Annotated in this window: 24 protein-coding genes; 10 read left to right on the forward strand and 14 right to left on the reverse strand. The window is 64.4% G+C overall.

Annotated features, from left to right (window positions below):
* Positions 1-847 (reverse strand): chaperonin GroEL (gene groEL, locus XI04_RS34785; protein WP_271623896.1); only part of this gene is annotated, 847 nt, incomplete at its 3' end.
* Between the two features lie 42 nt (positions 848-889).
* Positions 890-1,204 (reverse strand): co-chaperone GroES, encoded by a 315-nt coding sequence (locus XI04_RS34790; protein ID WP_014494241.1) that lies wholly within the window; start codon positions 1,202-1,204, stop codon positions 890-892.
* A gap of 377 nt (positions 1,205-1,581) precedes the next feature.
* On the opposite strand from XI04_RS34790, the gene XI04_RS34795 reads away from it, so the two are divergent.
* Positions 1,582-1,869, forward strand: coding sequence for an usg protein (locus tag XI04_RS34795; RefSeq protein ID WP_028141201.1), 288 nt, complete (start codon positions 1,582-1,584; stop codon positions 1,867-1,869).
* 201 nt (positions 1,870-2,070) lie between these two features.
* Here the strand turns inward: XI04_RS34795 and XI04_RS34800 are convergent, their stop codons facing one another.
* Entirely contained in the window at positions 2,071-4,200 is a 2,130-nt protein-coding gene (locus tag XI04_RS34800) for an O-linked N-acetylglucosamine transferase, SPINDLY family protein (protein WP_271623897.1), read from the reverse strand.
* A gap of 218 nt (positions 4,201-4,418) precedes the next feature.
* On the opposite strand from XI04_RS34800, the gene XI04_RS34805 reads away from it, so the two are divergent.
* Both XI04_RS34805 and XI04_RS34810 read left to right on the forward strand, forming a co-directional pair.
* Complete coding sequence (locus XI04_RS34805) at positions 4,419-4,946, forward strand: cupin domain-containing protein (protein WP_152102738.1); 528 nt, start codon at positions 4,419-4,421, stop codon at positions 4,944-4,946.
* A 271-nt stretch (positions 4,947-5,217) separates the two neighbouring features.
* Entirely contained in the window at positions 5,218-6,435 is a 1,218-nt protein-coding gene (locus tag XI04_RS34810) for a rhomboid family intramembrane serine protease (protein ID WP_038973679.1), read from the forward strand.
* A 23-nt stretch (positions 6,436-6,458) separates the two neighbouring features.
* On the opposite strand, the gene XI04_RS34815 is transcribed toward XI04_RS34810, so the two are convergent.
* Positions 6,459-7,709 carry a NupC/NupG family nucleoside CNT transporter gene (locus XI04_RS34815; RefSeq protein ID WP_038949944.1) on the reverse strand — a complete coding sequence of 417 codons (1,251 nt, stop codon included), beginning with the start codon at positions 7,707-7,709 and terminating at the stop codon, positions 6,459-6,461.
* Between the two features lie 160 nt (positions 7,710-7,869).
* On the opposite strand from XI04_RS34815, the gene XI04_RS34820 reads away from it, so the two are divergent.
* Positions 7,870-9,108, forward strand: coding sequence for an MFS transporter (locus tag XI04_RS34820; protein WP_271593537.1), 1,239 nt, complete (start codon positions 7,870-7,872; stop codon positions 9,106-9,108).
* 234 nt (positions 9,109-9,342) lie between these two features.
* Here XI04_RS34820 and XI04_RS34825 read toward each other — a convergent pair whose 3' ends face one another.
* The 6 genes from XI04_RS34825 to XI04_RS34850 form a co-directional block, all read right to left on the reverse strand.
* Positions 9,343-10,101 (reverse strand): SDR family oxidoreductase, encoded by a 759-nt coding sequence (locus XI04_RS34825; protein WP_028141195.1) that lies wholly within the window; start codon positions 10,099-10,101, stop codon positions 9,343-9,345.
* A gap of 24 nt (positions 10,102-10,125) precedes the next feature.
* Entirely contained in the window at positions 10,126-10,884 is a 759-nt protein-coding gene (locus XI04_RS34830; RefSeq protein ID WP_028141194.1) for a proteasome-type protease, read from the reverse strand.
* A gap of 114 nt (positions 10,885-10,998) precedes the next feature.
* Positions 10,999-11,406 (reverse strand): carboxymuconolactone decarboxylase family protein, encoded by a 408-nt coding sequence (locus XI04_RS34835; RefSeq protein ID WP_028141193.1) that lies wholly within the window; start codon positions 11,404-11,406, stop codon positions 10,999-11,001.
* A gap of 68 nt (positions 11,407-11,474) precedes the next feature.
* Positions 11,475-12,323, reverse strand: a complete 849-nt coding sequence (locus XI04_RS34840; RefSeq protein ID WP_038949940.1) for a transglutaminase family protein — start codon at positions 12,321-12,323, stop codon at positions 11,475-11,477.
* 168 nt (positions 12,324-12,491) lie between these two features.
* Entirely contained in the window at positions 12,492-13,436 is a 945-nt protein-coding gene (locus tag XI04_RS34845; RefSeq protein WP_028141191.1) for an alpha-E domain-containing protein, read from the reverse strand.
* 4 nt (positions 13,437-13,440) lie between these two features.
* Positions 13,441-14,859: a circularly permuted type 2 ATP-grasp protein gene (locus XI04_RS34850; RefSeq protein WP_038949939.1), complete on the reverse strand. Its 1,419-nt coding sequence runs from the start codon at positions 14,857-14,859 to the stop codon at positions 13,441-13,443.
* Between the two features lie 276 nt (positions 14,860-15,135).
* Between XI04_RS34850 and XI04_RS34855 the strand changes: the two genes are divergently transcribed.
* From XI04_RS34855 to XI04_RS34865, 3 genes are read left to right on the forward strand one after another with little or no spacing between them, the layout of a single operon-like run.
* On the forward strand, positions 15,136-15,873 hold the full coding sequence (locus XI04_RS34855) for a competence/damage-inducible protein A (protein ID WP_095426162.1): 738 nt from the start codon (positions 15,136-15,138) through the stop codon (positions 15,871-15,873).
* A 36-nt stretch (positions 15,874-15,909) separates the two neighbouring features.
* On the forward strand, positions 15,910-16,437 hold the full coding sequence (gene gpt / locus XI04_RS34860; protein ID WP_028141188.1) for a xanthine phosphoribosyltransferase: 528 nt from the start codon (positions 15,910-15,912) through the stop codon (positions 16,435-16,437).
* 24 nt (positions 16,438-16,461) lie between these two features.
* Positions 16,462-17,124: a hypothetical protein gene (locus XI04_RS34865; protein ID WP_049806658.1), complete on the forward strand. Its 663-nt coding sequence runs from the start codon at positions 16,462-16,464 to the stop codon at positions 17,122-17,124.
* Between the two features lie 25 nt (positions 17,125-17,149).
* Here XI04_RS34865 and XI04_RS34870 read toward each other — a convergent pair whose 3' ends face one another.
* A complete protein-coding gene (locus tag XI04_RS34870; RefSeq protein WP_097668546.1) occupies positions 17,150-18,172 on the reverse strand; it encodes a methionine synthase in 1,023 nt (340 codons plus the stop codon).
* A gap of 131 nt (positions 18,173-18,303) precedes the next feature.
* On the opposite strand from XI04_RS34870, the gene XI04_RS34875 reads away from it, so the two are divergent.
* The 3 genes from XI04_RS34875 (at position 18,304) to XI04_RS34885 (ending at position 20,747) form a co-directional block, all read left to right on the forward strand.
* Positions 18,304-19,005, forward strand: coding sequence for a glutathione S-transferase N-terminal domain-containing protein (locus tag XI04_RS34875; RefSeq protein WP_038949935.1), 702 nt, complete (start codon positions 18,304-18,306; stop codon positions 19,003-19,005).
* Positions 19,006-19,161: 156 nt separating this feature from the next.
* Positions 19,162-19,770, forward strand: a complete 609-nt coding sequence (locus XI04_RS34880; protein ID WP_038949934.1) for a 2-hydroxychromene-2-carboxylate isomerase — start codon at positions 19,162-19,164, stop codon at positions 19,768-19,770.
* Complete coding sequence (locus XI04_RS34885; RefSeq protein WP_028141183.1) at positions 19,770-20,747, forward strand: NADPH:quinone oxidoreductase family protein; 978 nt, start codon at positions 19,770-19,772, stop codon at positions 20,745-20,747. Before XI04_RS34880 ends, XI04_RS34885 begins: the two co-directional genes overlap by 1 nt.
* A 104-nt stretch (positions 20,748-20,851) precedes the next feature.
* Here the strand turns inward: XI04_RS34885 and XI04_RS34890 are convergent, their stop codons facing one another.
* The 3 genes from XI04_RS34890 to XI04_RS34900 all read right to left on the reverse strand — a co-directional run bounded on the left by XI04_RS34890 (position 20,852) and on the right by XI04_RS34900 (position 24,488).
* Positions 20,852-21,742 (reverse strand): crotonase/enoyl-CoA hydratase family protein, encoded by an 891-nt coding sequence (locus XI04_RS34890; RefSeq protein WP_028141182.1) that lies wholly within the window; start codon positions 21,740-21,742, stop codon positions 20,852-20,854.
* Between the two features lie 158 nt (positions 21,743-21,900).
* Entirely contained in the window at positions 21,901-23,322 is a 1,422-nt protein-coding gene (locus XI04_RS34895; protein WP_028141181.1) for an amidase, read from the reverse strand.
* A gap of 2 nt (positions 23,323-23,324) precedes the next feature.
* The gene (locus XI04_RS34900; protein ID WP_028141180.1) at positions 23,325-24,488 is read right to left on the reverse strand and encodes a M20 aminoacylase family protein; all 1,164 of its coding nucleotides are present in this window, start codon (positions 24,486-24,488) and stop codon (positions 23,325-23,327) included.
* Between the last annotated feature and the right edge of the window lie 9 nt (positions 24,489-24,497).

Genomic DNA, 24,497 nt, shown 5'->3' on the forward strand with positions numbered 1-24,497 from the left:
CGCCGAAGCCCGGAGCCTTGACGGCCGCGACCTTCAGGCCGCCGCGCAGGCGGTTCACGACCAGGGTCGCGAGGGCTTCGCCTTCGACGTCCTCGGCGACGATGACCAGCGGCTTGCCGGTCTGCACCACGGCCTCGAGCAGCGGCAGCAGCTCGTTCAGCGAGGAGAGCTTCTTCTCGTTGATGAGGATGTAGGCGTCGTCCATCTCAACGCGCATCTTGTCGGCGTTGGTGACGAAGTAGGGCGAGATGTAGCCGCGGTCGAACTGCATGCCCTCGACGACGTCGAGCTCGGTCTCGAGCGACTTGGCTTCCTCGACGGTGATGACACCCTCGTTGCCGACCTTCTTCATGGCGTCGGAGAGGAACTTGCCGATCTCCTGGTCGCCGTTGGCCGAGATGGTGCCGACCTGGGCGATCTCGTCGTTCGAGGTGACCTTCTTGGAGTTCTTCTGGAGGTCTGCAACGACGGCCTCGACCGCGAGGTCGATACCGCGCTTGAGGTCCATCGGGTTCATGCCGGCGGCAACCGACTTGGCGCCTTCGCGCACGATCGCCTGGGCCAGCACGGTGGCGGTGGTGGTGCCGTCGCCGGCCGCGTCAGCGGACTTGGAGGCGACTTCGCGCACCATCTGGGCGCCCATGTTCTCGAACTTGTCCTCGAGCTCGATCTCCTTGGCGACGGTGACGCCGTCCTTGGTGATGCGGGGAGCGCCGAACGACTTGTCGAGCACGACGTTGCGGCCCTTCGGACCGAGCGTGACCTTTACCGCGTTGGCGAGGATGTCGACGCCGCGCAGCATCTTGTCGCGCGCTTCAACCGAGAATTTGACTTCTTTGGCTGCCATCTGGAATTTTCCTTGAGGTTGACTGGAGGGAGAGAGGGGCTCTTAGGCCGCCTTCTTCTTGGAAGCGGGGACGTCGAGGACGCCCATGATGTCGCTTTCCTTCATGATCAAGAGATCGACGCCGTCGATCTTGACTTCAGTGCCGGACCACTTGCCGAACAGCACGCGGTCGCCGACCTTGAGGTCGATCGGGATCAGCTTGCCGGCTTCGTCGCGGCCACCGGGGCCGACGGCGACGACTTCGCCCTGGGAGGGCTTTTCCTTGGCAGTGTCGGGGATGATGATGCCGCCGGCGGTCTTCTCTTCTGCGTCGATGCGCTTGACCACGACGCGGTCGTGAAGCGGACGGAATTTCATGCAGCTCTCCTAAGCATTTGCACGAGTTGATGATTTTCGTCTGTTAGCAATCTGTGCCCGCGAGTGCTAGCACAGGCGAGGCTGAAATAGGACAGGAATTTTGCGGGAGCAAGGGCTTCTAGCAGAAAAATCAGCACCCGGAAGCGCGGACTGCCAGAATCTCTTTTCCATCGTTAACCGAGGCCGAGCCGTATTAGCACGGTGATCCATCTGCTGCTAACGCATTGAATTTCAACAGCTTGTTAAACTTTTGGGCTTGAGATGGGTTGTCAGTTTGCGTCACATTTCTCTCATGTGAGCGCATCAGTACCGGGTGGCTCGTAAGGCGCACACCGACCAGGCCGCCCCTTGAATGCGCTCCTGCAAAGGAGGTTGGCATGGGCGTGCGGAGTGGGGGCGTTTCCGAGGACTTTCGGAAACAGCTTTTAGGTTACGGGCTGACGACGGCACAAATCCTCTACCGGATGCCGGATCATCCCTCGCTGCTCCAGACCTACGTCTGGCAGAACTACGACATGTTTCCGAAATTCCCGGCGCTGAAGGATTTCCTGGCCTTCTGGCAGGAAAAGCTGGACGGTCCCCTCCATTCGGTCACCGTCGCGCACTCCAAGCTGATCAAGCCGGCCGAGCTGCGCGCCGTGGATGGCGTGTTCCGGCTGCATTGAGACGAATATCGGTCTCGTAGGGTGGGCCAAGGCGCTTAAGCGCCGTGCCCACCATCTCTCCATGATCGCGCGCGGAAGGTAGGCACGCTTCCGCCGTCGCTCTTCGAGCTATGGCGGACCAGTCGTTTTGCCAACCCTACCGATATCTCCCTTGCAGCTCGTCGGACGAACGCACTATTCCCGGGATCGCCTGAGGGGCGATCAGGCGCCCTCGCTGCAATAGCGTCTCCACATCGCGCGATAGGCCTCGTCGACCGCTCGCCCGTATGAGACGGGGTTGCTGGCGGCTGCGGCCCGGATCTTGTCGGGCAGCTCGCGGCGCAACCTGTCGAGCTCGCTGATCTCAGAACCTCGGCTCGTTGCGATTTCGATATACGCCTCATGGCTGTCCGTGACCCAGTCCGGCAAGCCGAGAGCGGTGAGGATGGAGCCGGCAGCACGGCTGGGCAGGCTGTTGCCGAGCTTCGCCACCACCGGCACGCCCATCTGCAAGGCTTCCCACGTGCTGACGCCGCCGTTCTGCGGGAACGGGTCGAGGCAGATATCGACGCGATTGAACGATGCCAGATGTTCGCTTCGCAAGGTGGCGCCGAGCAGATCGACGCGTTCGGCCGGCAATCCGCAAGCCTCGAACCGCGCCAGCAAATTTTCGCGGACCAGCTGGTCGTCCAGCGCAACATCCTTGATCAGCAGTCGCGAGCCCGGCACCCGCTCGAGAATCCTGGACCAGACTTGCGCCGCCTCGTCCGAAATCTTGCTGATGCGGTTGAAGACGCCGAAGGTGACGAAGCCGTTCGAGATCGCCGGCGTAGGTGCCCGCGGAATCTCGGTCGGCAGCGAGGCCAGCGTCACGAAGCACGGCAGGTCGACAACGGTCTCCGCAAACAGATGCCGAACCTCGAAGGGAATCGCGACCGGGTCCGAGAACAGATAATCGATCGTCGGCAGCCCGGTGCCAGTGCCGTGACCCCAGCCGTGCACCTGGATCGGTGCAGGCTTGCGCGCAAACACGCCGAGGCGGTTGCCTCTGGTAGGGCCGGACAGATCGATCAGGATGTCGATGCCGTCGGCGCGGATCTCGGCGGTGAGGCGATCTTCGGTCCATTGCGAGGCGTCGCGCCAGCGATCGGCGATCCCCTGAAATTCACCGGTCGTCGCATCCACTTTCAACGAACAAGCGTAGCACACGACCTCGAACTGTGCCCGGTCATGGTGTTGGAGCACCGGCTTGAAAATCAACGCAGCCGAATGCGCGTTGAAATCCGACGAGACATAGCCGAGCACCAGACGGCGGTCCGGATCGCGGTTGTTGTCATGCGGGCCCGCCGCGCCTGAAGCGATTTTCGCGCCGACACGCTCCCACCACACCTGACGCGCCTGCTGATGCCGTTCAACGGTGGCGTCCCCCGCAAAATCGAGCGTGAATATCTTGTTGGAGATCGCGCTCTGCAGGTCAGGCTGGATGTCGAGGGCTCTGTCGAAACTGGCGAGGGCTTCGTCGACCCGGCCAAGTCCGGCGAGGCAAAGACCCAGCACCAGGTGAGCTTGAATGGAATCGGGATCGATCGCCAGCGCCTGCTGGCAGTCGTGGGATGCGTGGGCAATTTGCTGGATCTGGAGCAGGACACTGGCCCGCGCGAGCCACCCATTCGCGTCGTCGGGTGCCAGCGCAATTGCCTGATTGCCGTCTGCCAGCGCTTCGTCAAATCGCTGAAGTTCCCGTAAAGCCGTGGCACGGTTCGCCAGCGCCGCGGCATAGTCGGGCTTGATCGACAGCGCGCGGTTCAAGCTTGCGACGGCCTCGTCATAATTGCGTTGACGGCACAGCGCCCAACCCCGGCCGTTGTGGGCTTCGGCAAGGCTTGCGTCGAGTGCGATCGCCTTGTCGTAGCTGTGAAGCGCCTCCTCGTGAAGATCGAGGGCCACGCTCGCGTTACCGAGATTGGAGAGGGTTGCGGCGTGGTTGGGCCGCAAGGCGAGGGCCTTTCGATAGCTCGCGCAGGCCTCGTCGTGACGCCGCAGCCCGTTGAGCGCGACGCCCAGCCTCATATGAGCATCGGCAGATTGCGGATCCACGGCGACCGCCCGGCTCAGCAGGATTTCGGCTTGCTGAAAATTCTTGGCGTCGGACTCCAAAGCACCGAGCATGTGCAGCGCCATGAATTGGTTGGGCGCGAGCTGCAGGAGTTGCCGATAGGCAGCCTGGGCCTCGGCGAGAAGCCCGATCTTGTGTAGCTGGAGCGCATGCCCGAGCAACGGCAGCACTTCGGCCTTTTGCCGTTTCTGAAGCCGGGCATTTTGAAATGCACGCTGACCTACGCTGTTGCCCATGGCTTCAATCCCCCAGAATCTCTCTTCGAGATTAATTCAGCGGGAGGACGAATACGAGACGACGGCCGTTCGCCACGACAGCTTGGGACAAGCTACGACCGATCGGGTCATCGAGCCGCTAGCCTTGCGCCCGGCAATTGCCGCCTCATCCAAGACTGGATAATCTGTGCTCGGGTTGTACCCGTCCGGCGGGCGCGCTCAGATCAGGGAGGCAGACAATGGTCAAGCAAAAGGCATCAAGACCCGCAACGAAGACCGCAGTGAAGAAGCGGAGCGGCGCCAAAGCGGCGGCGCGATCCTCGGCACGCAAGGCGGTGAAGGCAAAGGCTCGCACTGCCGTACCGAAGAAGCCCGCACGTCCCAGGCAGCGCATCGCGATCAGCCATCACCGCGAGGAAGACTTCAAGGCCGATGGCCTGCGCGCTTACGCGAAATACCGCGACCTCGGCATCGCCGACGCTAGCCATGGCCTCGCGCAAGCGCACGTGATCCGGCTGCAAGGTCCTTGCGATCCGGCTGAGGTGTCAAAGCTGCATTTTCACGACGTCGACTTCCAGATGGTCTACGTGCTCAAGGGCTGGGTGAAGACTTATATGGACGGGCAGGGCGAGACGTTGATGAAAGAAGGCAGCGCCTGGACCCAGCCGCCGAAGATCAAGCACATGATCCTGGATTATTCGGATGACGTCGAACTGCTGGAGGTGATCCTGCCGGCGGAGTTCAGGACGGTGGAATTGAAGGCGTAGGCCGATCTCTCTCCTACGTCATTGCTGTGATGGGTACGTAGCCCGGATTGCGCTGCATTCCATCCGGGCTGCAGGACCGTCGCGACTCCAGCCCCCACACCGCCATCAAGCACGTCGTCAGCGTTCCCGTCACGATCGCTAAAAAGCACGCGATCTGGGAAACCGGGCAATTACCAGTCGGATGGTTTCAGCTGACCTGCAGGGCGGGCGCTAACCAATCGAAAATACCTCTCGCGGCAACTCAAGGATGTGAAAACGCGGGAGTGCTTTCATGGCGACCAACACTTTTGGCCGACGCGGCGTTACGGCGCCGCCGTCAAGAGCGTCGTTTCAACCCGTCGCCGCGCCGACCGTGCGGGAGATCGTGCGCGACCCCGCTCGGCCCTTGCCGAGCGAAGGGACGCTTTTTGGCGATAACAGGCTTCTGGCCGATATCCCTTTCCTCACCATTGGCCTGATTTTCGGTCTGCTTTTGATCTTCGCTCTGCAACGCAGCCTGGCCATCGACGTTGCGCGGGATGGTGACCTCGACGTCCGCTCGCTGATCGCCCAGGGCGCGTCGGGCTACGATCTCGTTGTCGGACGAGGAGAGTGGTGGAGGATTGGCCTTGCGCCGCTGCTGCACGGCAGCGGGTGGCACCTCGTCAGCAACTGCATTGGGTTGTTCATCGTCGGCGTCAGGCTGGAGTCTCTGATCGGCCGTGGCTGGTTTGCGCTGATCTTCGTCGCCAGTGCAGTGGCGGGCGAGGTCGGCTCTCTGCTGGGCAATGGCCCCGGCACGGTGGGCGTGGGCGCGTCCGGCGCCATCACCGGGCTCATCGCCGCGCTGTTCGTCGCGAGCTTCGAGCCCGAAGCGGACGCCGATCAAACCATATCGAGACTGAAGACGTCGCTCTTCTTCGGTGTTCCCGCACTGCTGCCGCTGGCATTCGGCGCCTCGGGCAATGTCAACTATTATGCCCATGCAGGCGGTGCGGTGGCCGGTGCCGCGCTTGCGATCACGCCGTGGCTCGCCTTCTGGTCCTATGACAGCCTGCCGCGGAGCGCCGGCATGACGTTGCTTGCAGCATCCCTCGGATCTCTGATCTGCGCCGGCTTCGCCGCCGTTCATTATTCGTCCTACATGGCCGATGCCGTGCACTATATCCGCGCGTCGGAAGTGCCGGCGAAGGCTGACGAGATGGTCAGCCGGTCGTTCGATCTCGTCACCCGCTACCCAAAAGACGCGCGGGCCCACGTGTTCCGTGCGGTCTTCTTCCTGGAACAAGCCAACCTCAGTGCCGCCGAGACGGAGGCGCGAACCGCCCTGTCGCTCGCCGCTTCAGATGTGGCGGGTGGGCCGGTGCGCTCCGGGGCACAGGGCTTGATGGCGGTGTTGCTGTGGGCGCAGGGACGAACGAGCGAGGCGAAGGCCATGGCGGTCGAGCCCTGCCGTGCCAAGCTGGCCGAGGTGCGCCGCATCTTGCAGAAGTCGAAATTGTGCAGTTGACCAGGCTACGGCATCACCACGGGTCACGTGATGACCCCCACCACCGCCCCCATCAAGCACGTCGTCAGCGTTCCTGATACGATCGACTTCAATCCCAGCGCGTTGATCTCCTCGCGCCGCTCCGGCGCCATCACGCCCAAGCCGCCGATCATGATGCCGAGGCTGGCGAAGTTAGCGAAGCCGCACATCGCGTAGAGCATGATCAGTCGCGAGCGCGGGTCGAGCGCATCGCCCGGCAGCTTCGCAAAGTCGACATAGGCGATCAATTCGTTGAGCACGGTCTTGGTGCCCATCAGGCTACCGGCCGTCACCGCCTGATCCCATGGCAGCCCCATCAGCCAGCACACCGGCGCCATCACGAGACCGAGCAGGCGCTGCAACGAGATCGCGGCGCCGCCAACATTCGGCAGCAGGCCGAGCATGGCGTTGACGAGATAGACCAGCGCCACCAGCACCAGCAGCATGGCGACGATGTTGATCAGCAGCTCGATCCCCGCGCTGGTGCCTTTCACGATCGCATCCATCGTGCTGGAGACTTCCATCTCCGGATCTTCGAGCGTGCCGCCGGTACGCGTGTTGGAGGTTTCAGGCACCATGATCAGGCTGACGAGGATCGCGGCCGGCGCGCCCAGCACGGAGGCGATGACGAAGTGCGCGGCCGCGTCGGGAATGAGAGGAGCAAGGAGCGTCGCATAGAGCACCAGCACGGTGCCGGCGATGCCCGCCATGCCGCCGGTCATCACCAGGAACAATTCGCTGCGAGTCATCTGCTTCAGATACGGCCGCACGAACAGCGGCGCCTCGACCATGCCGAGAAAGATATTGGCGGCGGTCGAGAGGCCCACCGCGCCGCCGACGCCGAGCGTCCGCTCCAGCAGCCAGGCCATGCCGCGCACGATCGGCGGCAGCACGCGCCAATAGAACAGCAGCGTCGTCAGCACGCTCATGACCAGCACGATCGGCAGCGCCTGGAACGCCAGGATGAAATCGGCGCCAGGCACCTTGAGGTCGAAGGGCAGGGCGCCGCCGCCGACATAGCCGAACACGAAGGCGGAGCCGGCGCGCGAGGCCGCGGAGATCGCGCCGACCGCATCGTTGATGGCGCCGAAGGCGTGCGCGACGACCGGCAGCTTCAGGAGCACGATCGCGGTGACGAAGGTGGCGACGAGGCCGATCGCCGCCTGCCGCAGCGACACGGCGCGCCGATTCTCCGCCAATGCGAAGGCGATCAACAGCAATGCGAAAATGCCGAGTGCCGATTGCAAACGCAGCATGATGTCCCCAAACCCTCAATGATTATGGCCGGGCCGGCGCTGCAAAGGCAATGCCGGGAGCCGCTAGAAGCGGCCCACTGTTGACAAGCGGGGCCACCTCGGCCACGCGGGGGCCTTCGACAGTGAGGGGGAGAGCGGTCCGAGGGTGACCCAAAAGGCGATGCCAGAGCAGCTAAATTCCGGACATCCGCCGGTCAGCGCCCGCGCGCTCCTCGCCCACCGCGCGTTCCTGTTCTTCCTGCTCTCGCGCAGCCTGTCGCGCTTTTCCAGCCAGATCGCGGCGGTCGCGATCGGCTGGCAGATCTACGATCTCACCGGCTCGGCCTTCGACCTCGGCATGGTCGGCCTCGTGCAGTTCCTGCCCACCGCGCTCCTGGTGTTCGTCGCCGGCCACGCCGCCGACCGCTATGAGCGCAAGCGGGTGGTCCAGCTCTGCCAGCTCGTTGAAGCGGCGACCGCGCTCTATCTCGCAATCATCACCTATCTCGGCGCGGTCGGCGAAGTCCAGATCTTCATCGCGACCTTCGTGCTCGGCATTGCCGGCGCGTTCGAGAGCCCGACCACGGCGGCGCTGCTGCCGCTGATCGCGCCGCAGGGCTCGCTTCAGCGCGCCACCGCAGTCTCCAGCGGGGCGGCGCAGGTCGCGACCATCACCGGCCCGGCGCTCGGCGGCTTCGCCTATGCGGTCGCCCCGCATCTTGCCTATGCCATGATGGTGCTGTTCTGGATCTTCGGCATGATCCTGACCGGCTTCATCCGGCCGCGTCCGCAGGCGATCGCGAAGCAGGGGATGGACTCGGACAACATCTTTGCCGGCGTTCGCTTCATTCGCAGCAATCCGGCGATCCTTGGCACCATCTCGCTGGACCTGTTCGCGGTGCTGTTCGGCGGCGTCACCGCGCTGCTGCCGATCTATGCCCGCGACATCCTGCAGACCGGTCCGGTCGGGCTCGGCGTGCTCCGTGCCGCGCCGGCGGTCGGTGCGCTCCTGATGACCATGGTGCTGGCACGTCACGCCATCTCGAGGCACGTGGGCCTGCGCATGTTCCAGGCCGTGATCGTGTTCGGCCTCGCCACCATCGTATTCGCGCTGTCCTCCTGGATGTGGCTGTCGGTGCTCGCGCTCGCCGTGCTCGGTGCTGCCGACACGATCAGCGTCGTGATCCGCTTCTCGCTGGTGCAGCTGTCCACGCCCGACGAGATGCGCGGCCGGGTCGGCGCGGTGAACTTCCTCTTCATCAACGCCTCGAACCAGCTCGGCCAGTTCGAAAGCGGAGTGGCCGCCGCACTGCTCGGCGCCATGCCGGCCGCCGTGCTCGGCGGCGTTGCCACCGTTGCGGTGGCGCTTTTGTGGATGAAGCTGTTTCCGAGCCTGCGGCAGGTGGAGAGTTTGGAGTAGGGGAATGTCTCGTGTCCCGGACGCGGTGCGGAACGAAGTGACGCGCCGCTGAGCCGGGACCCAGGAGGCCAAGCACGAGATCGCGGAGGCATGGGCCCCGGCTCAGCGGCGCGTCATTGCATGCCGCGCCGCGTCCGGGGCACGGGACTGGATGCCCCCCGAAAGTCTCGGACAAAGCACAGAGGAATCAAAGAGATCCCTACTGTGCATGGGGTTGTTTTCGCAATTTTGAGTTCAGCCCCGCCCCACGAACGGCATCTTGGTCGCCATCACCGTCATGGTCAGCACGTTGGCATCGAGCGGCAGGCCGGCCATGTAGGCCACGGCATCGCCGACCGCTTTCGCATCCATGCGCGGCTCGTGCTTGGTGGTGCCGTCAGGCTGCAGCACGCCGGGGCCGTTGACCATGCGATCGGTCATCGGGGTCGCGGCGTTGCCGATGTCGACCTGGCCGACGGCGATGTCGTACATGCGGCCGTCGAGATTGCTGGCCTTGGTCAGGCCGGTGATGGCGTGCTTGGTCGAGGTGTAGGCCGCCGAGAACGGGCGCGGCGCGTGCGCCGAGATCGAGCCGTTGTTGATGATGCGGCCGCCGCGCGGGGTCTGATCCTTCATGATGCGGAAGGCGTGCTGGGTACACAGGAACGGCCCGGTGAGGTTGGTGTTCACCACCGCCTGCCACTGCTCGAGGCCGAGATCCTCGAAGTTGACGGCGGGGGCGCCCATGCCGGCATTGTTGAAGAGCACGTCGAGGCGGCCGTAGGTCGCCTTCACCTTGTCGAACAGTGCCGCGATCGAATCAGGCTTGGTCATGTCGGCGGTGACGCACAGGCTTTTGCCGGCGGGGCCGAGCTTTGCCGTCTCCTCGAGCATGTCGAGCCGGCGGCCGACCAGCACCACGGTGAAGCCGGTGTTCATCAATGCCAGCGACGCGGCGCGCCCGACACCGGTGCCGGCGCCCGTCACCACTGCGATCTTCTTTGCTTCGCTCATTGTTTCCTGCCTTTTCTCATGCTGTCAGGTTTTGGGTTCTTTTTCGTTCTTGTAGGGCGGCCGCGGAATGTTCTGGTGCGCCGCGCGCAGCGCCGCCGACCAGCGCGAGCGCAGATCGTGGAAATAGGGCTCGCCCGCCTCGATGCGATGGTTGAGATCGGCCTCGCAGGCATCGGCGCGCACCACCAGCACGTCGATCGGCAGGCCGACGCCGAGATTGGAGCGCATGGTCGAATCCATCGAGATCAGGCCGGTCTTCAGCGCCTCGTACAGCTCGACGTCGTAATGCATGGCGCGGTCGAGCACGGGCTTGCCGTATTTGTGCTCGCCGATCTGCAAGTACGGCGTATCGGTGGTGCACTCGATGAAATTGCCGGCGGTGTAGATCATGAACAGGCGCATGCGCGAGCCCTTGATCTGGCCGCCGAACAGGAACGAGACGTCGAACGAGACGTCCTCGGATCTCAGCGCGGGACCTTCGGTGGCGTGCACGGCGCGGATCGCCCGGCCGATGCGCTGGGCGGCCTGGAACATGGTCGGCGCGTTCATCAGCGTCTCGACCTCACCCGTGTTGGGGTCCTCCAGGCCTTCGGTCAGCGTGGACAGCACCGACTGGCTGATGGCGAGGTTGCCGGCGCTGGCGATCGCCATGATGCGCTCGCCGGGCTTCGAGAAGATGTGCAGCTTGCGGAAGGTCGAGACGTTGTCGAGGCCGGCATTGGTGCGGGTGTCGGCGATCATCACCAGACCGTCCCGAACCAGGATTCCGCAACAATAGGTCATTTCCAGTCCCCGAACGCGTTTGCGCGGAATTACTAGCCAATTTCGGAGGCCGGTCCAACCCCCGATTCCCATGGGAAGGTCGTCATTCCGGGGAGCGGCAGCTAGCTCTGTCACTCAATCCGCCGCATCCACGAGAAACGCCTCGTCAACCGGCACGCCGAGTGCCGTGACCAGCCGGTTGGTCTCCGCGGCCATGCCGACGATGGCGAGCATCTCGGCATATTCGGCCTCCGTCATGCCCTTGGCCCGTGCAGCGGCGGTGTGCGAATGGATGCAGTAGCTGCAGCCATGCGCGATGGAAACCGCGACATAAAGCATTTCCTTGACCTTGGGATCGAGTGCGCCGGGAGCCATCACCTCCTTGATGCTCTCCCACGTCCTGCGCAGCGTCTTCGGATCATGCGCCAACGCGCGCCAGAAATTGTTGACGAAGTCCGACTTCCGCACCTTGCGGATATCGTCGAAGACGGCGCGCGCTTCGGTGGAGAGTTCATCGTCCGAAAGCAGCTTTACAGTGGCCATTGGTACCTCGCGGGGGGCAGCTTCGATCCCCGCGAGTGTAGCACGACCCATGCTTCGGACGGCTGCGCCTAGCTCTGCCGTTGGGATTGCGATTGCGACGGCCCGCCGCGGCCGGCCTGCTCGACCTTCACGGCCACGGCCAGCGTCTCAGCGCCGCCGCCATAGCGGGTGCCACGCACCGGGGCTGCGCCGAGATAGTCGAGGCCGATCGCGACGCGGACATGGGCGTCGGTGGCGCAGATGCTGTTGGCGGGATCGAATCCGACCCAGCCGAGATCGGGAACGTAGGCTTCAGCCCAGGCATGGCCGGCGTCCTGATGCACCGTGCCGTCCGAGCGCAGGAAGTGGCCGGAGACGAAGCGCGCCGGTACGCCGCCGGTGCGGGCGCAGGCAATGAAGATGTGCGCGTAGTCCTGGCAGACCCCGCGCTTGAGCGTGAACGCCTCCGCCGCCGAGGTTCCGCTGTTGGTCGGGTCCTCGTCGAAGGTCATGTGATCGCCGATCTCGGTCATCAGCGTATGCAGGAAGCCGAGCGTGTCGCTCTCGGCCTCGCTGCGCAACTGGCGCGCAACCGCCATCATCGCCGGATTGACCGAGGTGAGATCGGTGGCGCGCAAGAACATGCCGGCCGGAAAACGCTCGTCGGTCCCGCGCAGCACGCCGCCGGTGTCGTGGGTCTCGATCAGGCCTTCTGCGGTGATCTTGATGTCGCCGACAGGCCCGCAGGACAGCACATGGGTGACGTTGCCGAAGGCGTCCTCGTGGGTGTCGAGCTTGGTGTCGGTGGAGACGTCGATCTGCCATTCCGCCACATACTGCCCGTCATGGCTGCCGGGCGTCATGCGCAGGATCTGGATCACGCTGGTGGCCGCCGGCTCGTAGCGATAGGTCGTGGTGTGCAGGATTCGCAGGCGCATGGTGGACCGTGTCGTTAGTGGTTAGGCCCGACTGTCGCCGCAAAGAAGCTCGTCGTGCCCGGGCTTGTCCCGGGGATCCACTTTCTTCCTCGTCGCGCGAAAGCAAGAACGTGGATGGCCGGGACAAGCCCGGCCATGACGGTATCCCATGTCGTCAGCCGGGTGACATCAGATCAAATACTGCTTCGTGATGATTTCGCCCAGCCTGGAATTGTCGGTGATGAATTCCTGAATGAATTCATGCACGCCATGCTGGAAAATGTCGTTCATATTGCTGTGTTCCAGCCGGTTGCGGATGCCGCGGGCGTGGCGCTGGGCCGGGCCCTGGCGGCCATAGGCGACACCGATCTGGTCGAGGTTGCGCACGAGATTGCCGTAGCAGCTGGCCAGCGAGCGCGGCAGCGTGTCGTTGAGGATGAGCAGGTCCGCGATCAGCCACGGCTTCAGCGTCTCGCGATAGACCCAGTGATAGGCCGTCAGCGCCGAGACCGAGCGCAGGATCGAGCTCCACTGATAGAAATCGAGCGGGCCGCCGACATGCTCCTCCTCGGGCAGCAGCACGTGATACTTCACGTCGAGAATGCGCGCGGTGTTGTCGGCGCGCTCCAGATGCACGCCCATCCGCGAAAACCAGTAGGCGTCGTTGCGCAGCATGGTCCGGTACGCCGAGCCGTCGAAGCGCAGCGAGGTCTCCTGCACGAAGCGCAGGAATTTTGCGAGGTCCTCGCGCGTCGAGGTGCCCTTGCTCCAGACCGCCTGAAGCTCGATCCAGGCCGAGTTGATGGTGTCCCACATCTCGCTGGTCAGCGCGGTGCGGACCGAGCGCGAGTTCAGCCGCGCCGCCTCGATGCAGTTCCTGATCGAGGATGGGTTGTCCACGGAGAACGAGAGGTAGTCGACGACGTTGTGCTCGTTGGCTTCCTCGTAGGTCTGATAGAAGCTGGCAGCGACGCCGGCGGTGAGCAGCGCCGAGTCCCATTCATTGGTCTTGCCGATATAGGCGGCGGGAAGCGCGGTGACGCGCAGCGTCGCATCGATGGTGCGCGCGAGATACTCGGCCCGTTCGACGTAGCGGGCGAGCCAGTAGAGGTTTTCGGCGGTACGCGACAGCATCTGACTACTCGTCCAGGATCCAGGTGTCTTTGGTGCCGCCGCCCTGGCTCGAATTCACCACCAGGGAGCCTTCCTTCAGCGCGACGCGTGTCAGGCCGCCCGGCACGATGGTCGTGCTCTTGCTGCCGGTGAGCACGAAGGGGCGCAAATCGACGTGGCGCGGGGCGAGGCCGCTTGCGGTGCAAGTCGGGCAGGTCGAGAGCGCCAGCGTCGGCTGCGCGATGAAACCTTCGGGCTCGCGCTTGAGCTTCTCGCGGAACGCTTCGATCGTCGCCTTCGTCGCGGCGGGCCCGATCAGCATGCCGTAGCCGCCGGAGCCGTGCACCTCCTTGACGACGAGCTCGCTCAAATGATCCAGCACATAGGCGAGGTCCTTCGGCTCGCGGCAGCGCCAGGTCGGCACGTTCTTCAGGATCGGCTCCTCGCCGAGATAGAATTTCACGATGTCCGGCATGTAGGAGTAGATCGCCTTGTCGTCGGCAATCCCGGTGCCGACGGCGTTGGCGAGCGTGATGTTGCCGGCCGCATAGGCCGACATCAGCCCGGGCACGCCGAGCGCGGAATCGGGACGGAAGGTGAGGGGATCGAGGAAGTCGTCGTCGACGCGGCGATAGATCACGTCGACCCGCTTCACGCCCTCGGTCGTCCGCATGAACACTTCGTTGTTCTTGACGATGAGATCGCGGCCCTCGACCAGCTCGATGCCGAGCTTGTCGGCGAGGAAGGAGTGCTCGTAATAGGCCGAGTTGTAGACGCCGGGGGTGAGCAGGGCGACCGTCGGCTCGCCCGAGGCGCTGAGCGGCGCGACGGAGCGGAGCGCCGAGAGCAGCTCGTCCGGATAGCGCTCGACCGGCGCCACCTTGTGGCGGGCGAACAGATCCGGAAACAACCGCATCATGATCTCGCGGTTTTCCAGCATGTAGGACACGCCGGACGGCGTGCGCGCATTGTCCTCCAGCACGATGAAGTCGTTGGCATCGACCCGGACGATGTCGATGCCGGCGATGTGCACATAGACGTCGTGCGGCACCTGCTGGCCGTTCATCTCGGGCCGGAACACCGGGTTCTGGAAGATCAGATCGTCGGGCACGATCTCGGCGCGCAGGATGTCGCGGCCATGATAGATGTCGCGCAGGAACATGTTGAGCGCGCGCACGCGCTGCTTCAGGCCCTTCTCCAGCAGTGCCCATTCCTTGCCCGACATGATCCGCGGGATCACGTCGAAGGGGATCAGGCGCTCGGTGGATTCGGCCTCTCCATAGACCGCGAAGGTGATGCCGATGCGGCGGAACAGCAGCTCGGCCTCCTGGCGGCGATATTCAAGCGCCTCGGGAGGCGTCTCCTTGAGCCAGCGCGCCAGCTCCTGGTAGGCGGGGCGAAGGTCCCCGCCCGGAATATTCATTTCATCAAACGCGACTGCCATAGATGCCGACTGTTCTCCGCAAGGCGTTGCGCCAATGGACAGGTCGCCAGGCCCTGGTGAAGCCGCAACGTCCTGACCATGCGGCAAGAGTGCATGACTTTCATGTGGTAGCAAGGGCCGGGCCAGCGCGATAAGCATGGACTGGCAGCATTTGTCGGGGATGGCCGGCGGCTTGCCTGAAAAAATGGCTGAGGACTGCTTATTTCGACAGCAAAACCGCGTGACTTCAACGCGTTACCTCGGCAAAGTCGGCGCCACAGGTGAGGGACTTAAGTTATGAGCGAGATCGTCACGGCGGGCATTCTGGTCATTGGGGACGAAATCCTGTCCGGCCGGACCAAGGACAAGAATATCGGCTTCATCGCCGAATACCTGACCAATATCGGCATCGACCTGAAGGAGGTCCGGGTCGTCTCCGATGACGAGCCCGATATCATCGCTGCCTTGGATGCACTGCGGCATCGCTACACCTACGTCTTCACCACCGGTGGCATCGGGCCGACCCATGACGACATCACCGCCGACAGCGTCGCCAAGGCGTTCGGAGTCGGCATCGACCACCATCCGGAGGTGGTCGCCCGTTTCAAGGAGCGCTGGAGCGAGCAGGATCTCAACGAGGCCCGGTTGCGCATGGCCCGCATCCCCGACGGTGCCGAGCTGATCCAGAGCGCGACCATCCTCGCGCCCGGCTTCAAGATCGGCAATGTCATCGTGATGGCCGGCGTGCCCTCGATCATGCAGGCGATGATGGACATCGTCTCGCCCAAGCTGAAATCGGGCGTGCGCATGCTCTCCGAATCGGTCCGCGCCAATGCGCGGGAAGGCGACATCGGCAGCCCCTTGCGCGCGATCGCCGCCGCCCATCCCGACACCATCATCGGCAGCTACCCCTTCATGGACGAAGAGCAGAAGCCGAATACGAACCTCGTGGTGCGCTCGCGCGATGCTGACAAGCTCGCGGCAGCCATGAGCGCGGTGAAGGAAATGCTGGCAGGATTGAACATCACTCGTTAGCAGGGAATTTGCCGGCAGGCGAAGCAGGAGACGACAATGGCAGGTGAAGCACCGGAACTGAGTGCGCAGGAGCGGGCGGGCAGGGCCTTCCCGGTCTCGTGGGACCAGTTCCACCGCGACTGTCGGGCGCTGACCTGGCGGCTCAACGAGGTCGGCCCGTTCCACGCCGTGATCGCGATCACCCGCGGCGGCCTGGTGCCGGCCGCGATCGTGGCGCGCGAGCTCGGCGTGCGCATCATCGATACGGTCTGCGTCGCCAGCTACGACCACGACAAGCAGGGGGACCTCCAGGTTCTCAAGGGTATTTCGGAACAGGCCATGAAGCTTGGTGGTGGCACTGGCAAGGGGCTGTTGATCGTCGACGATCTCGTCGACACCGGCAAGACCGGCAAGCTGGTGCGCGAGATGCTGCCCGACGCGCATTTCGCCACCGTCTACGCCAAGCCGAAGGGCCGCCCGCTGGTCGACACTTTCATCACGGAAGTCTCGCAGGATACCTGGATCTTCTTCCCCTGGGACACCGCGCTGTCCTACCACCCGCCGCTCCGCGACGGCGCGGCGTGACCAAGTGGGAATGGCGGGGGGCGAATGGCGAGTAGTGAATCCCCAATTCGCAATTCCCCATTCGCCACTCGCCCGCTCCAAAACCGCGTCACACCGCTCGGCGACATCATCGCCACCCCGCATCGCGGCACGTTCACCGGCAATCGCGGCATCATCCACGATCCCGCGACGAAGACGCTCCTGAAGAAGCGCTGGTCGTCGCCGGCCTGGATCACATGCCTGTGCGAATTCCGCGGCTGGCGCCGGCCGGTGATGGCGCGGCGGAGCTGGACCGAGCTGTTCTTTCTCGACGAGGCCACCGCCTTTGCCGCAGGTCACCGGCCCTGCTTCTTCTGCCGGCGCGAGGATGCCAACCGCTTTCGCGCGGCGTGGGAGAGGGGTAATGGCGTGAGCAAGGTGAGTGCGAAGGCGATGGACGCCCAGCTCCACCTCGAGCGTCTGGATCATGGCCGCAAGCGCCTGCACGCAGTGCCGGTGCCGCTCGCAGAATTGCCCGACGGCGCGATGGTTCAACGGGGCGAGGAGAGCTTTCTGGTGGTGCAGGGAAGGGCGCTGTTATGGTCGCCAGCCGGCTATGCCCCCGCCGAGCGCGAGCTGGAGAGCCCAATGCTGCTGACGCCCCCGTCCACGCTGCGTGCGCTGAACGCTGGATATCAACCGGCGCTGCATCCGACCGCGCTGGACTAGCAGGGCGGCCTGCGGATCCCAGCCGTCACCCGAGCTTCTCGCGCGCCAGCGCGGCACCGGCGCCGAGCGCCATCAGCTTGGCTTCGGCGATCTCGCGCCGCATCGGGGCCATGCCGCAATTGGTGGTGGCGATGATGTTGCTCTTGGGCACGAATTTCGACACCGCGTCGATCACCTTCACGACATCCTCCGCAGTCTCCACCGTGTCGCTCGCAACGTCGATCACGCCGGCCTGCACGATCTTGTTCTTGAGCAGCGCCAGCAGATCGAGCGGCACTTTCGAATTGCGGCATTCGATCGCGACCTGCTGGATCGGGCTGGCGTCGATCGCCGGAAAGATCTGCTCATACTGCCGCCATTGGCTGCCTAACGTTTCCTTCCAGTCGGTGTTGGCCTTGATGCCGTAGCCGTAGCAGATGTGCACGGCGGTGGCGCAGGTGAGGCCCTGCGCAGCGCGCTCCAGCGCCTTGATGCCCCAATCGTTGACCTCGTCCATGTAGACATTGAAGGCGGGCTCGTCGAACTGCACGAGATCGACGCCGTCGGCCTGCAGCGCCCGGGCCTCCTCGTTGAGCAACTCGGCAAAGGCAAACGCCATCTTGACGCGATCGCCATAGTAGCGGTCGGCAATGGTGTCGATGATGGTCATCGGGCCGGGCAGGGTGAACTTCAGCTTCCTCTTCGTGTGCGTGCGCGCCGCGCGCGCCTCGAAGGCATGGACGCGGCCCTTGAGCCGGAGCGGGGCGACCACCTGCGGCACCATCGCCTTGTAGCGGTCCTTGCGGATGCCCATCTCGACCTTGTGCGCGAAATCGATGCCGTCGATCTTCTCCAGAAAACCGTGCACGAAATGCTGGCGGGCCTGCTCGCCCTCGGTGAGGATGTCGATTCCGGCGTCCTCCTGGATCTTCAGCCAGATCAATGTCGCGTCGCGCTTGGCGCGGAGCAACTCCTCGCCCTGTGACTTCCAGGGCGCCCAGAGCATATTGGGTTCGGCAAGCCATTCCGGCTTCGGCAGGGAGCCGGCGATCGTGGTTGGAAACAGCATGGCGGCCCTCCCGGCAGGTTGTGTTGCGCCCCTTCCTGCCATGTCCTAACGTCGAGGTACAGAACAACAAAAGTCGTTATTTTAGCTGGCGGCATCGACAGGGAAGGCCAAAGGATGCCGAGGGAAAGGTCATGATCGATCTCCATTACGCGCCGACGCCGAACGGCTGGAAAATCTCGATCATGCTGGAAGAGCTCGGACTTCCCTATACGGTGAAGCCCGTCGACATCCGCGCCGGCGAGCAGTTCAGTCCCGAGTTTCTGGCGATCTCCCCGAACAACCGCATCCCCGCGATCGTCGATCACGCACCCGCCGACGGTGGCAGCCCGTTCCCGGTGTTCGAGACCGGCGCAATTCTGATTTATCTCGCGGAAAAGACCGGCCGCTTCCTGGCCGCCGACTTGCGCGGGCGTTCCGCCACAATTCAATGGGTGATGTGGCAGATGGCCGGCCTCGGGCCGATGCTCGGCCAGCACGGGCATTTTGCGCTCTATGCGGCGGAGAAGATCCCCTATGCGATCGAGCGCTACCGCGACGAGGCGGCCCGGCTCTACGGCGTGCTCGATCGGCAGCTGGAGAAGACCGGCGCATATGTCGCCGGCGACTATTCCATTGCCGACATCGCCTGCTTCCCCTGGACCATGACCCACAAGGCGCAGGGCTTTACGCTCGACCACTATCCGAACGTCAAACGCTGGTATGCCGAGGTCCGCGCCAGGCCGCAGGTGCAGGCGGGGCTTGCGATCGGAAAATTCGTGAAAGAGCCGTTCGACGAGGAATCACGCAAGATCATGTTCGGCCAAAGGGCTAAGGAAGTGTTGGGAAGGAAGTGACGGCCACGCCGTCATTCCGGGGCGCGACGAAGTCGCGAGCTATGGTGCGCAATTGCGCACCCGAGAATCCATCGGGCCGCAGAGCCAGGAGCGAATGGTTTCCGGGCTCGCGCCCAAGAGGGCGCGCCCCGAAATGACGAGAGCAAAGGAAACGCCATGATCGAATTCTTCTTCGACTGCTCCAGCCCCTGGACCTATCTCGCCTTCCACAACATCCGGCCGCTCGCCAAGGAGCTGGGCGTCGAGATCGTCTGGCGGCCGATCCTGGTCGGCGGCATCTTCAACACGGTCAATCCGAGCGTCTACGCGCAGCGCGAGACGCCGGTGCCGCTGAAGGCGCGCTACATGAAGAAGGATCTTCAGGACTGGTCGCGGTCGGCTGGCCTTGCGATCAAGATGCCCCCGACGGTGTTTCCGGTGAACAGCGTCAAGGCGATGCGCGGCTGCATCTGGCTGGCCGCGGACATGGTGCCGTTCGCGACCGCCGTGTTCGATGCCTATTGGGGCGAGGACAAGGATATCTCGCAGGACTCCGTGCTCGCCGAGATCTGCAGGAAGGTCGGCATCGACGAGCCGAAATTCTTCGCCGGCATCGCCGAGCAAGCGATCAAGGATCAGCTCAAGGCGAATACGGAAGAGGTCGTCGCGCGCGGCGGCTTCGGCTCGCCGACGATTTTCGTCAACAAGACCGACATGTATTTCGGCAATGACCGGCTGCCGCTGATCCGCGAGGCGCTCAAGCGCAGCAAGGCGAGTGCGGCCTGATGGTGCGCGCCGTCGTCTGCCACTCGCTCGGCGAGCCCGAAACCTTGCGGCTGGAAGAGTTTCCGTCGCGCGCCCTAAAGCCGGGCGAGGTGCGGGTCGCGATTCGCGCGGCCGGGCTGAATTTTCCTGATGTGCTGATGGCCGCCGGCCAATATCAGCTCAAGCCGGAGCTGCCGTTCACGCCCGGCATGGAAGCTGCCGGTGACGTGACCGAATTGGGTGCGGAGGCGAAGGGCGTTTCTGTTGGCGACAAGGTCATCGTGAAGATGCGGCACGGCGCATTCACCGACGAAGCCATCGTCGCGCCGTCGCAGCTCACCCTTAAGCCGTCGACGTTCGACTACGCCGAGGCTGCGACTTATCTTGCCGGCCATGGCACGGCCTATCATGCGCTGATCGATCGCGGGCGGATCGAGCCGGGAGAGGTGCTGCTGGTGCATGGCGCCGGCGGCGGCACGGGACTGGCGGCCGTCGAGATCGGCAAGATGCTGGGCGCGACCGTGATCGCGACGGCGTCCAGCGACGAGAAGCTCGCCATCGCCAAGGCCCGCGGCGCCGATCATCTCGTCCGCTATGACCGCGAGCCGTTTCGCGACGCCGTTAAACGCATCACCGACGGTCGCGGCGCGGACGTCGTGTTCGATCCCGTCGGCGGTCAGGTTTTTGAAGACTCGATGCGCTGCATCGCCTGGGGCGCGCGGCTGCTGGTGATCGGCTTCACCGGCGGCATCGGCTCGGCCAAGACCAACCTCCTGCTGATCAAGGGCGCCAGCGTGCTCGGCGTGCGCGCTGGCGAGGCGGTACGAAAGAACCCTGCGCTGGGAGAGGCGCGCCTGAAGGCGCTGCTGCAATGGGCGGAGGAGGGCAAGCTGCGCCCCAACGTCTCGCATCGGTTGCCGCTGGAGGAGTTTGCAAAGGCGATGCGGCTGCTGCTCGACCGCAAGGCGATCGGGCGCGTGGCGCTGGTGATGGAGTGAAAGTGCCGTAGGGTGGGCAAAGGCGCTCTTGCGCCGTGCCCACCATCTCTCTCGATGGCGAAAAGTGCGTGGGCACGCTTCGCTTTGCCCACCCTACGAGAGCGTTACTTGTACTCCCGTTCCGTCCACCACGGGAAATAGTCCGGCATATCGCTGGACACCTTGTTCTTGAACTGCGCGGGGCGCTTTTCCAGGAACGACACCACACCTTCCTTGACGTCGTCGGAGCGGCCGCGGGCGTAGATGCCGCGGCTGTCGACCTTGTGGGCTTCCATGGGATCGTCGGCGCCCATCATGCGCCACATCATCTGGCGGATCAGCGCGACCGACACCGGTGCGGTCTTCGCCGCGAATTCCTTGGCGAGCGCGCGGGCGGTCGGCAGGAGATCGTCAGGGGCGACGACCTTGCTGACGAGACGACCCGCCAGTGCCTCCTGCGCCGGGAAGACGCGGCCCGAATAGCACCATTCCAGCGCCTGCGAGATGCCGACGATACGCGGCAGGAACCAGCTCGAGGCCGCCTCCGGCACGATGCCGCGCTGGGAGAACACGAAGCCGAACCGCGCGGCATCCGAAGCGATGCGGATGTCCATCGCGAGCTGCATGGTGACGCCGATGCCGACCGCAGGACCGTTCACTGCGGCGATGACGGGCTTGAGGCACTTGAAGATGCGCAAGGTCACCTGGCCGCCGCCGTCGCGCACCTGCGGATCGCTGTAGTCCACCTTGCCGTCGGCGAAACGTTTGACGGGGCCGCGCCGCGCGTCGCGGTCGAACGTGTCGGCGCCGGACGACAGATCCGCGCCGGCGCAAAAACCGCGGCCGGCGCCGGTGACGATAATGGCGCGGACGTTGTCGTCCTTGTCGGCGGCGTCGAACGCGTCGATCAGCTCTCCTTGCATCTGCGCGTTGAAGGCGTTGAGCTTGTCGGGCCGATTCAGCGTGATGGTGAGAATCTGCTCGGCGACCTCGTATTTGATCGTCTCATACGCCATGGCGGTTTCCTTCCTTGTTTCTTTCTCGGTCTCTCTACCACGTCATTCCGGGGCGCGCGAAGCGCGAGCCCGGAATCCATCTCTCGGCATCAGTAGTGCTGATGAATGGATTCCGGGCTTGCGCCAAGAGGGCGCAACCCGGAATGACGACGGTGCGATTAGTTAGCCGGCGGCTTCGGCCAGGGTCGTTGCGGCCCGCGTAGGCCCTCAAAAGCCTTGGCCATGCCGAGCACGCCGATGTCGTCGAAGCGGCGGCCGACGATCTGCACGCCGATGGGAAAACCCTTGGCGTCGAAGCCGCCGTTGATCGAGATGGCAGGGTTCTCCGACATATTCCATGGCACGGTATAGGCGATGTGCTCGAACGGTTTCATGGGGTCGTTGGTCGGCGAGGCCCAGTCCGCCGGATAGTTCACGTTCGGTGCGGTCGGGGAGATCACGTAATCGAGCTCGCAGAAAAGCTTCGACGCCGCCGCGCGGATCGCCATGGTCTGGTTGAAGCCGCGGATGACATCCACGCCCGACAGCTTTGCGCCGGATGCGCCCCATTTGAAGATATAAGGCAGCACCTTCGCCTGCTCGGCCGGCGTCAACCTGGCCAGATCATCCCACATCCGCGCGCGCCAAAAGTTGTCGAGGCCGTCGAGCATCTCGCGGGTGAGGATGCCGTCGACCTCGGTCACGACGCTGCCCGCGGATTCGAACGCTTTCGCCGCCTTCACCGCGACCTCGCGCACTGGTTTCTGCAGCGCCAGGCCGCAGCCGGGATCGAGCATCAACCCGATGCGGAGTTTGCGCGGAGACTTCTCTGCTCCCTTCCAGTTCAGCGGCTCGGCGGGCAGGCTCATGCCGTCGCGCCGGTCGGGCTTTGCGATCACGCTCATCATCAGCGCGCAATCGTCGACTGTGCGGGTCATCGGACCGGCGACGCGGCCGACATAGGTGGGGTCGATCGGCACGCGGCCGAAGCTCGGCTTCAACCCGACGAGGCCGCACCAGCCCGCGGGCAGGCGGACCGAGCCGCCGATATCGGTGCCGAGATGCAGCGGACCGTAGCCGGCCGCGGCCGCAGCGCCTGCGCCCGCGCTGGAGCCGCCGGGATTCTTCGAGAGATCCCAAGGATTGCGCGCGAGTGCGTGGAAACTGGAGAGTCCGGACGACAGCATGCCGTAATCGGGCATGGTGGTCTTGGCGAAGATGACCGCGCCGGCCTCGCGCAGGCGCGCGGCGGGCGGGGCATCCTTCTCGGCCGGCACGAGCTTGACGCTGGCAGCGCCCAGCGGCACCGGCACGCCCTTGGTCGCGATGTTGTCCTTCACCGTGACCGGCACGCCGTCGAGCGCGCCGGACGGCTCGCCGCCGGTCCAGCGCGCGGTCGAGGCCTTGGCGGCCTCGCGTGCGCCGTCGGGATCGAACGCATAGAGCGCCTTCAGATGCGGCTCCCACGCAGCGACATGCGTGAGCAAATCCTCCAGCACCTCGCTCGGCGAGAATTGCTTGGCGCGATAGCCTGCGATCAGATCGACCGCGGACAGATCGTGCAGCGAGGTGACGGCATCTTCGACGCTCTTCTTATGCATCGCTAGCCCACCGGCATGCGCGTTTCGATGATGCGGGCGAACATGCTGGCGCCGATCGGCAGGATCTTGTCGTCGAGCACAAAGCCGGGATTGTGCACGGGCACGTTGCCATCATGGCCGACCCAGAAATAGGCGCCGGGAATGGTCTCCAGCATGTCGGCGAAATCCTCGCTGCCCATCTTGGGCTGGGCGCGGGTGATCACGTTGGCGGGATCGACGATGGTGCGCGCGACGTCCTCGACCACCTTGGACTGCTCGACCTGGTTGACCAGAACGCCGAAGGTGTCGCGGATGTCGACGTCGATCACACACTGGTAGGCGCTTGCGATGCCTGCGCAGATGGTGCGGATGCGTTCGCTGACCAGGGTGCGAACTTCCTTCGAAAAGGTGCGGATGGTGCCGCAAAGATGCGCGTCGCCGGGAATGACGTTGTAGGCGGAGCCCGCGTGGATCTGGGTGATCGACACCACCGCGGCCTGCAGCGGCTCGACATTGCGGCTGACGATGGTCTGGATCGCCTGCGCCAGCGTGGTCGCGATGACCACCGCGTCCTTGGAGCGCTCGGGCATCGCGCCATGCGCGCCATAGCCGGTGATGCGCAGGTCGAAGAAGTCGGCGCTGGCCATCGCCGGGCCCGGCAGGATCGCGATCTCGCCGTGGTTGAGGTCGGGCGCGTTGTGCAGGCCGTACAGCTCGTCGCAGGGGAATTTTTCGAACAGCCCGTCCTTGATCATCGCGCGGGCGCCGCCGAGGCCTTCCTCGGCCGGCTGGAAGATCAGGTGGACGGTGCCGTCGAAGTTTTTGGTCTCGGCGAGGTAGCGCGCGGTGCCGAGCAGCATGGTGGTGTGGCCGTCATGACCGCAGCCGTGGAAGCGGCCGGGGATTTTCGAGCTCCACTTCAGATTGGTGTTCTCTTCCATCGGCAGCGCGTCCATGTCGGCGCGGAGGCCAATGCGCTTGTTGCCCGAACCCTTGCCCTTGATCACGCCGATCACGCCGGTGCCGCCGAGACCGCGATGCACCTCGATGCCCCAGCTCTTCAGCTTGTCGGCGACGATGCCGGAGGTGCGCACTTCCTCGAATCCGATCTCGGGATGGGCGTGCAGGTCGCGGCGGATGGCGGTGAGCTCGTCGGCGTAACCGTCGATGCGGTCGATCGTGGGCATGGGTTCTGT

The organism is Bradyrhizobium sp. CCBAU 11430, assembly GCF_028128855.1.
Classification (GTDB): Bacteria; Pseudomonadota; Alphaproteobacteria; order Rhizobiales; family Xanthobacteraceae; genus Bradyrhizobium; species Bradyrhizobium ottawaense.

Coding starts and splice junctions, on each gene's coding strand:
- XI04_RS34890 (WP_028141182.1), bottom strand. CDS start 21,742: ATGGCGTATGAGACGATCAAATACGAGGTCGCCGAGCAGATTCTCACC.
- XI04_RS34855 (WP_095426162.1), top strand. CDS start 15,136: ATGAGCGAGATCGTCACGGCGGGCATTCTGGTCATTGGGGACGAAATC.
- XI04_RS34810 (WP_038973679.1), top strand. CDS start 5,218: ATGGCGACCAACACTTTTGGCCGACGCGGCGTTACGGCGCCGCCGTCA.
- XI04_RS34800 (WP_271623897.1), bottom strand. CDS start 4,200: ATGGGCAACAGCGTAGGTCAGCGTGCATTTCAAAATGCCCGGCTTCAG.
- XI04_RS34845 (WP_028141191.1), bottom strand. CDS start 13,436: ATGCTGTCGCGTACCGCCGAAAACCTCTACTGGCTCGCCCGCTACGTC.
- XI04_RS34835 (WP_028141193.1), bottom strand. CDS start 11,406: ATGGCCACTGTAAAGCTGCTTTCGGACGATGAACTCTCCACCGAAGCG.
- gpt (WP_028141188.1), top strand. CDS start 15,910: ATGGCAGGTGAAGCACCGGAACTGAGTGCGCAGGAGCGGGCGGGCAGG.
- XI04_RS34825 (WP_028141195.1), bottom strand. CDS start 10,101: ATGAGCGAAGCAAAGAAGATCGCAGTGGTGACGGGCGCCGGCACCGGT.
- XI04_RS34850 (WP_038949939.1), bottom strand. CDS start 14,859: ATGGCAGTCGCGTTTGATGAAATGAATATTCCGGGCGGGGACCTTCGC.
- XI04_RS34820 (WP_271593537.1), top strand. CDS start 7,870: ATGCCAGAGCAGCTAAATTCCGGACATCCGCCGGTCAGCGCCCGCGCG.
- XI04_RS34885 (WP_028141183.1), top strand. CDS start 19,770: ATGGTGCGCGCCGTCGTCTGCCACTCGCTCGGCGAGCCCGAAACCTTG.
- XI04_RS34815 (WP_038949944.1), bottom strand. CDS start 7,709: ATGCTGCGTTTGCAATCGGCACTCGGCATTTTCGCATTGCTGTTGATC.
- XI04_RS34805 (WP_152102738.1), top strand. CDS start 4,419: ATGGTCAAGCAAAAGGCATCAAGACCCGCAACGAAGACCGCAGTGAAG.
- XI04_RS34795 (WP_028141201.1), top strand. CDS start 1,582: ATGGGCGTGCGGAGTGGGGGCGTTTCCGAGGACTTTCGGAAACAGCTT.
- XI04_RS34840 (WP_038949940.1), bottom strand. CDS start 12,323: ATGCGCCTGCGAATCCTGCACACCACGACCTATCGCTACGAGCCGGCG.
- XI04_RS34865 (WP_049806658.1), top strand. CDS start 16,462: ATGGCGAGTAGTGAATCCCCAATTCGCAATTCCCCATTCGCCACTCGC.
- XI04_RS34790 (WP_014494241.1), bottom strand. CDS start 1,204: ATGAAATTCCGTCCGCTTCACGACCGCGTCGTGGTCAAGCGCATCGAC.
- XI04_RS34900 (WP_028141180.1), bottom strand. CDS start 24,488: ATGCCCACGATCGACCGCATCGACGGTTACGCCGACGAGCTCACCGCC.
- XI04_RS34830 (WP_028141194.1), bottom strand. CDS start 10,884: ATGACCTATTGTTGCGGAATCCTGGTTCGGGACGGTCTGGTGATGATC.
- XI04_RS34880 (WP_038949934.1), top strand. CDS start 19,162: ATGATCGAATTCTTCTTCGACTGCTCCAGCCCCTGGACCTATCTCGCC.
- XI04_RS34875 (WP_038949935.1), top strand. CDS start 18,304: ATGATCGATCTCCATTACGCGCCGACGCCGAACGGCTGGAAAATCTCG.
- XI04_RS34895 (WP_028141181.1), bottom strand. CDS start 23,322: ATGCATAAGAAGAGCGTCGAAGATGCCGTCACCTCGCTGCACGATCTG.
- XI04_RS34870 (WP_097668546.1), bottom strand. CDS start 18,172: ATGCTGTTTCCAACCACGATCGCCGGCTCCCTGCCGAAGCCGGAATGG.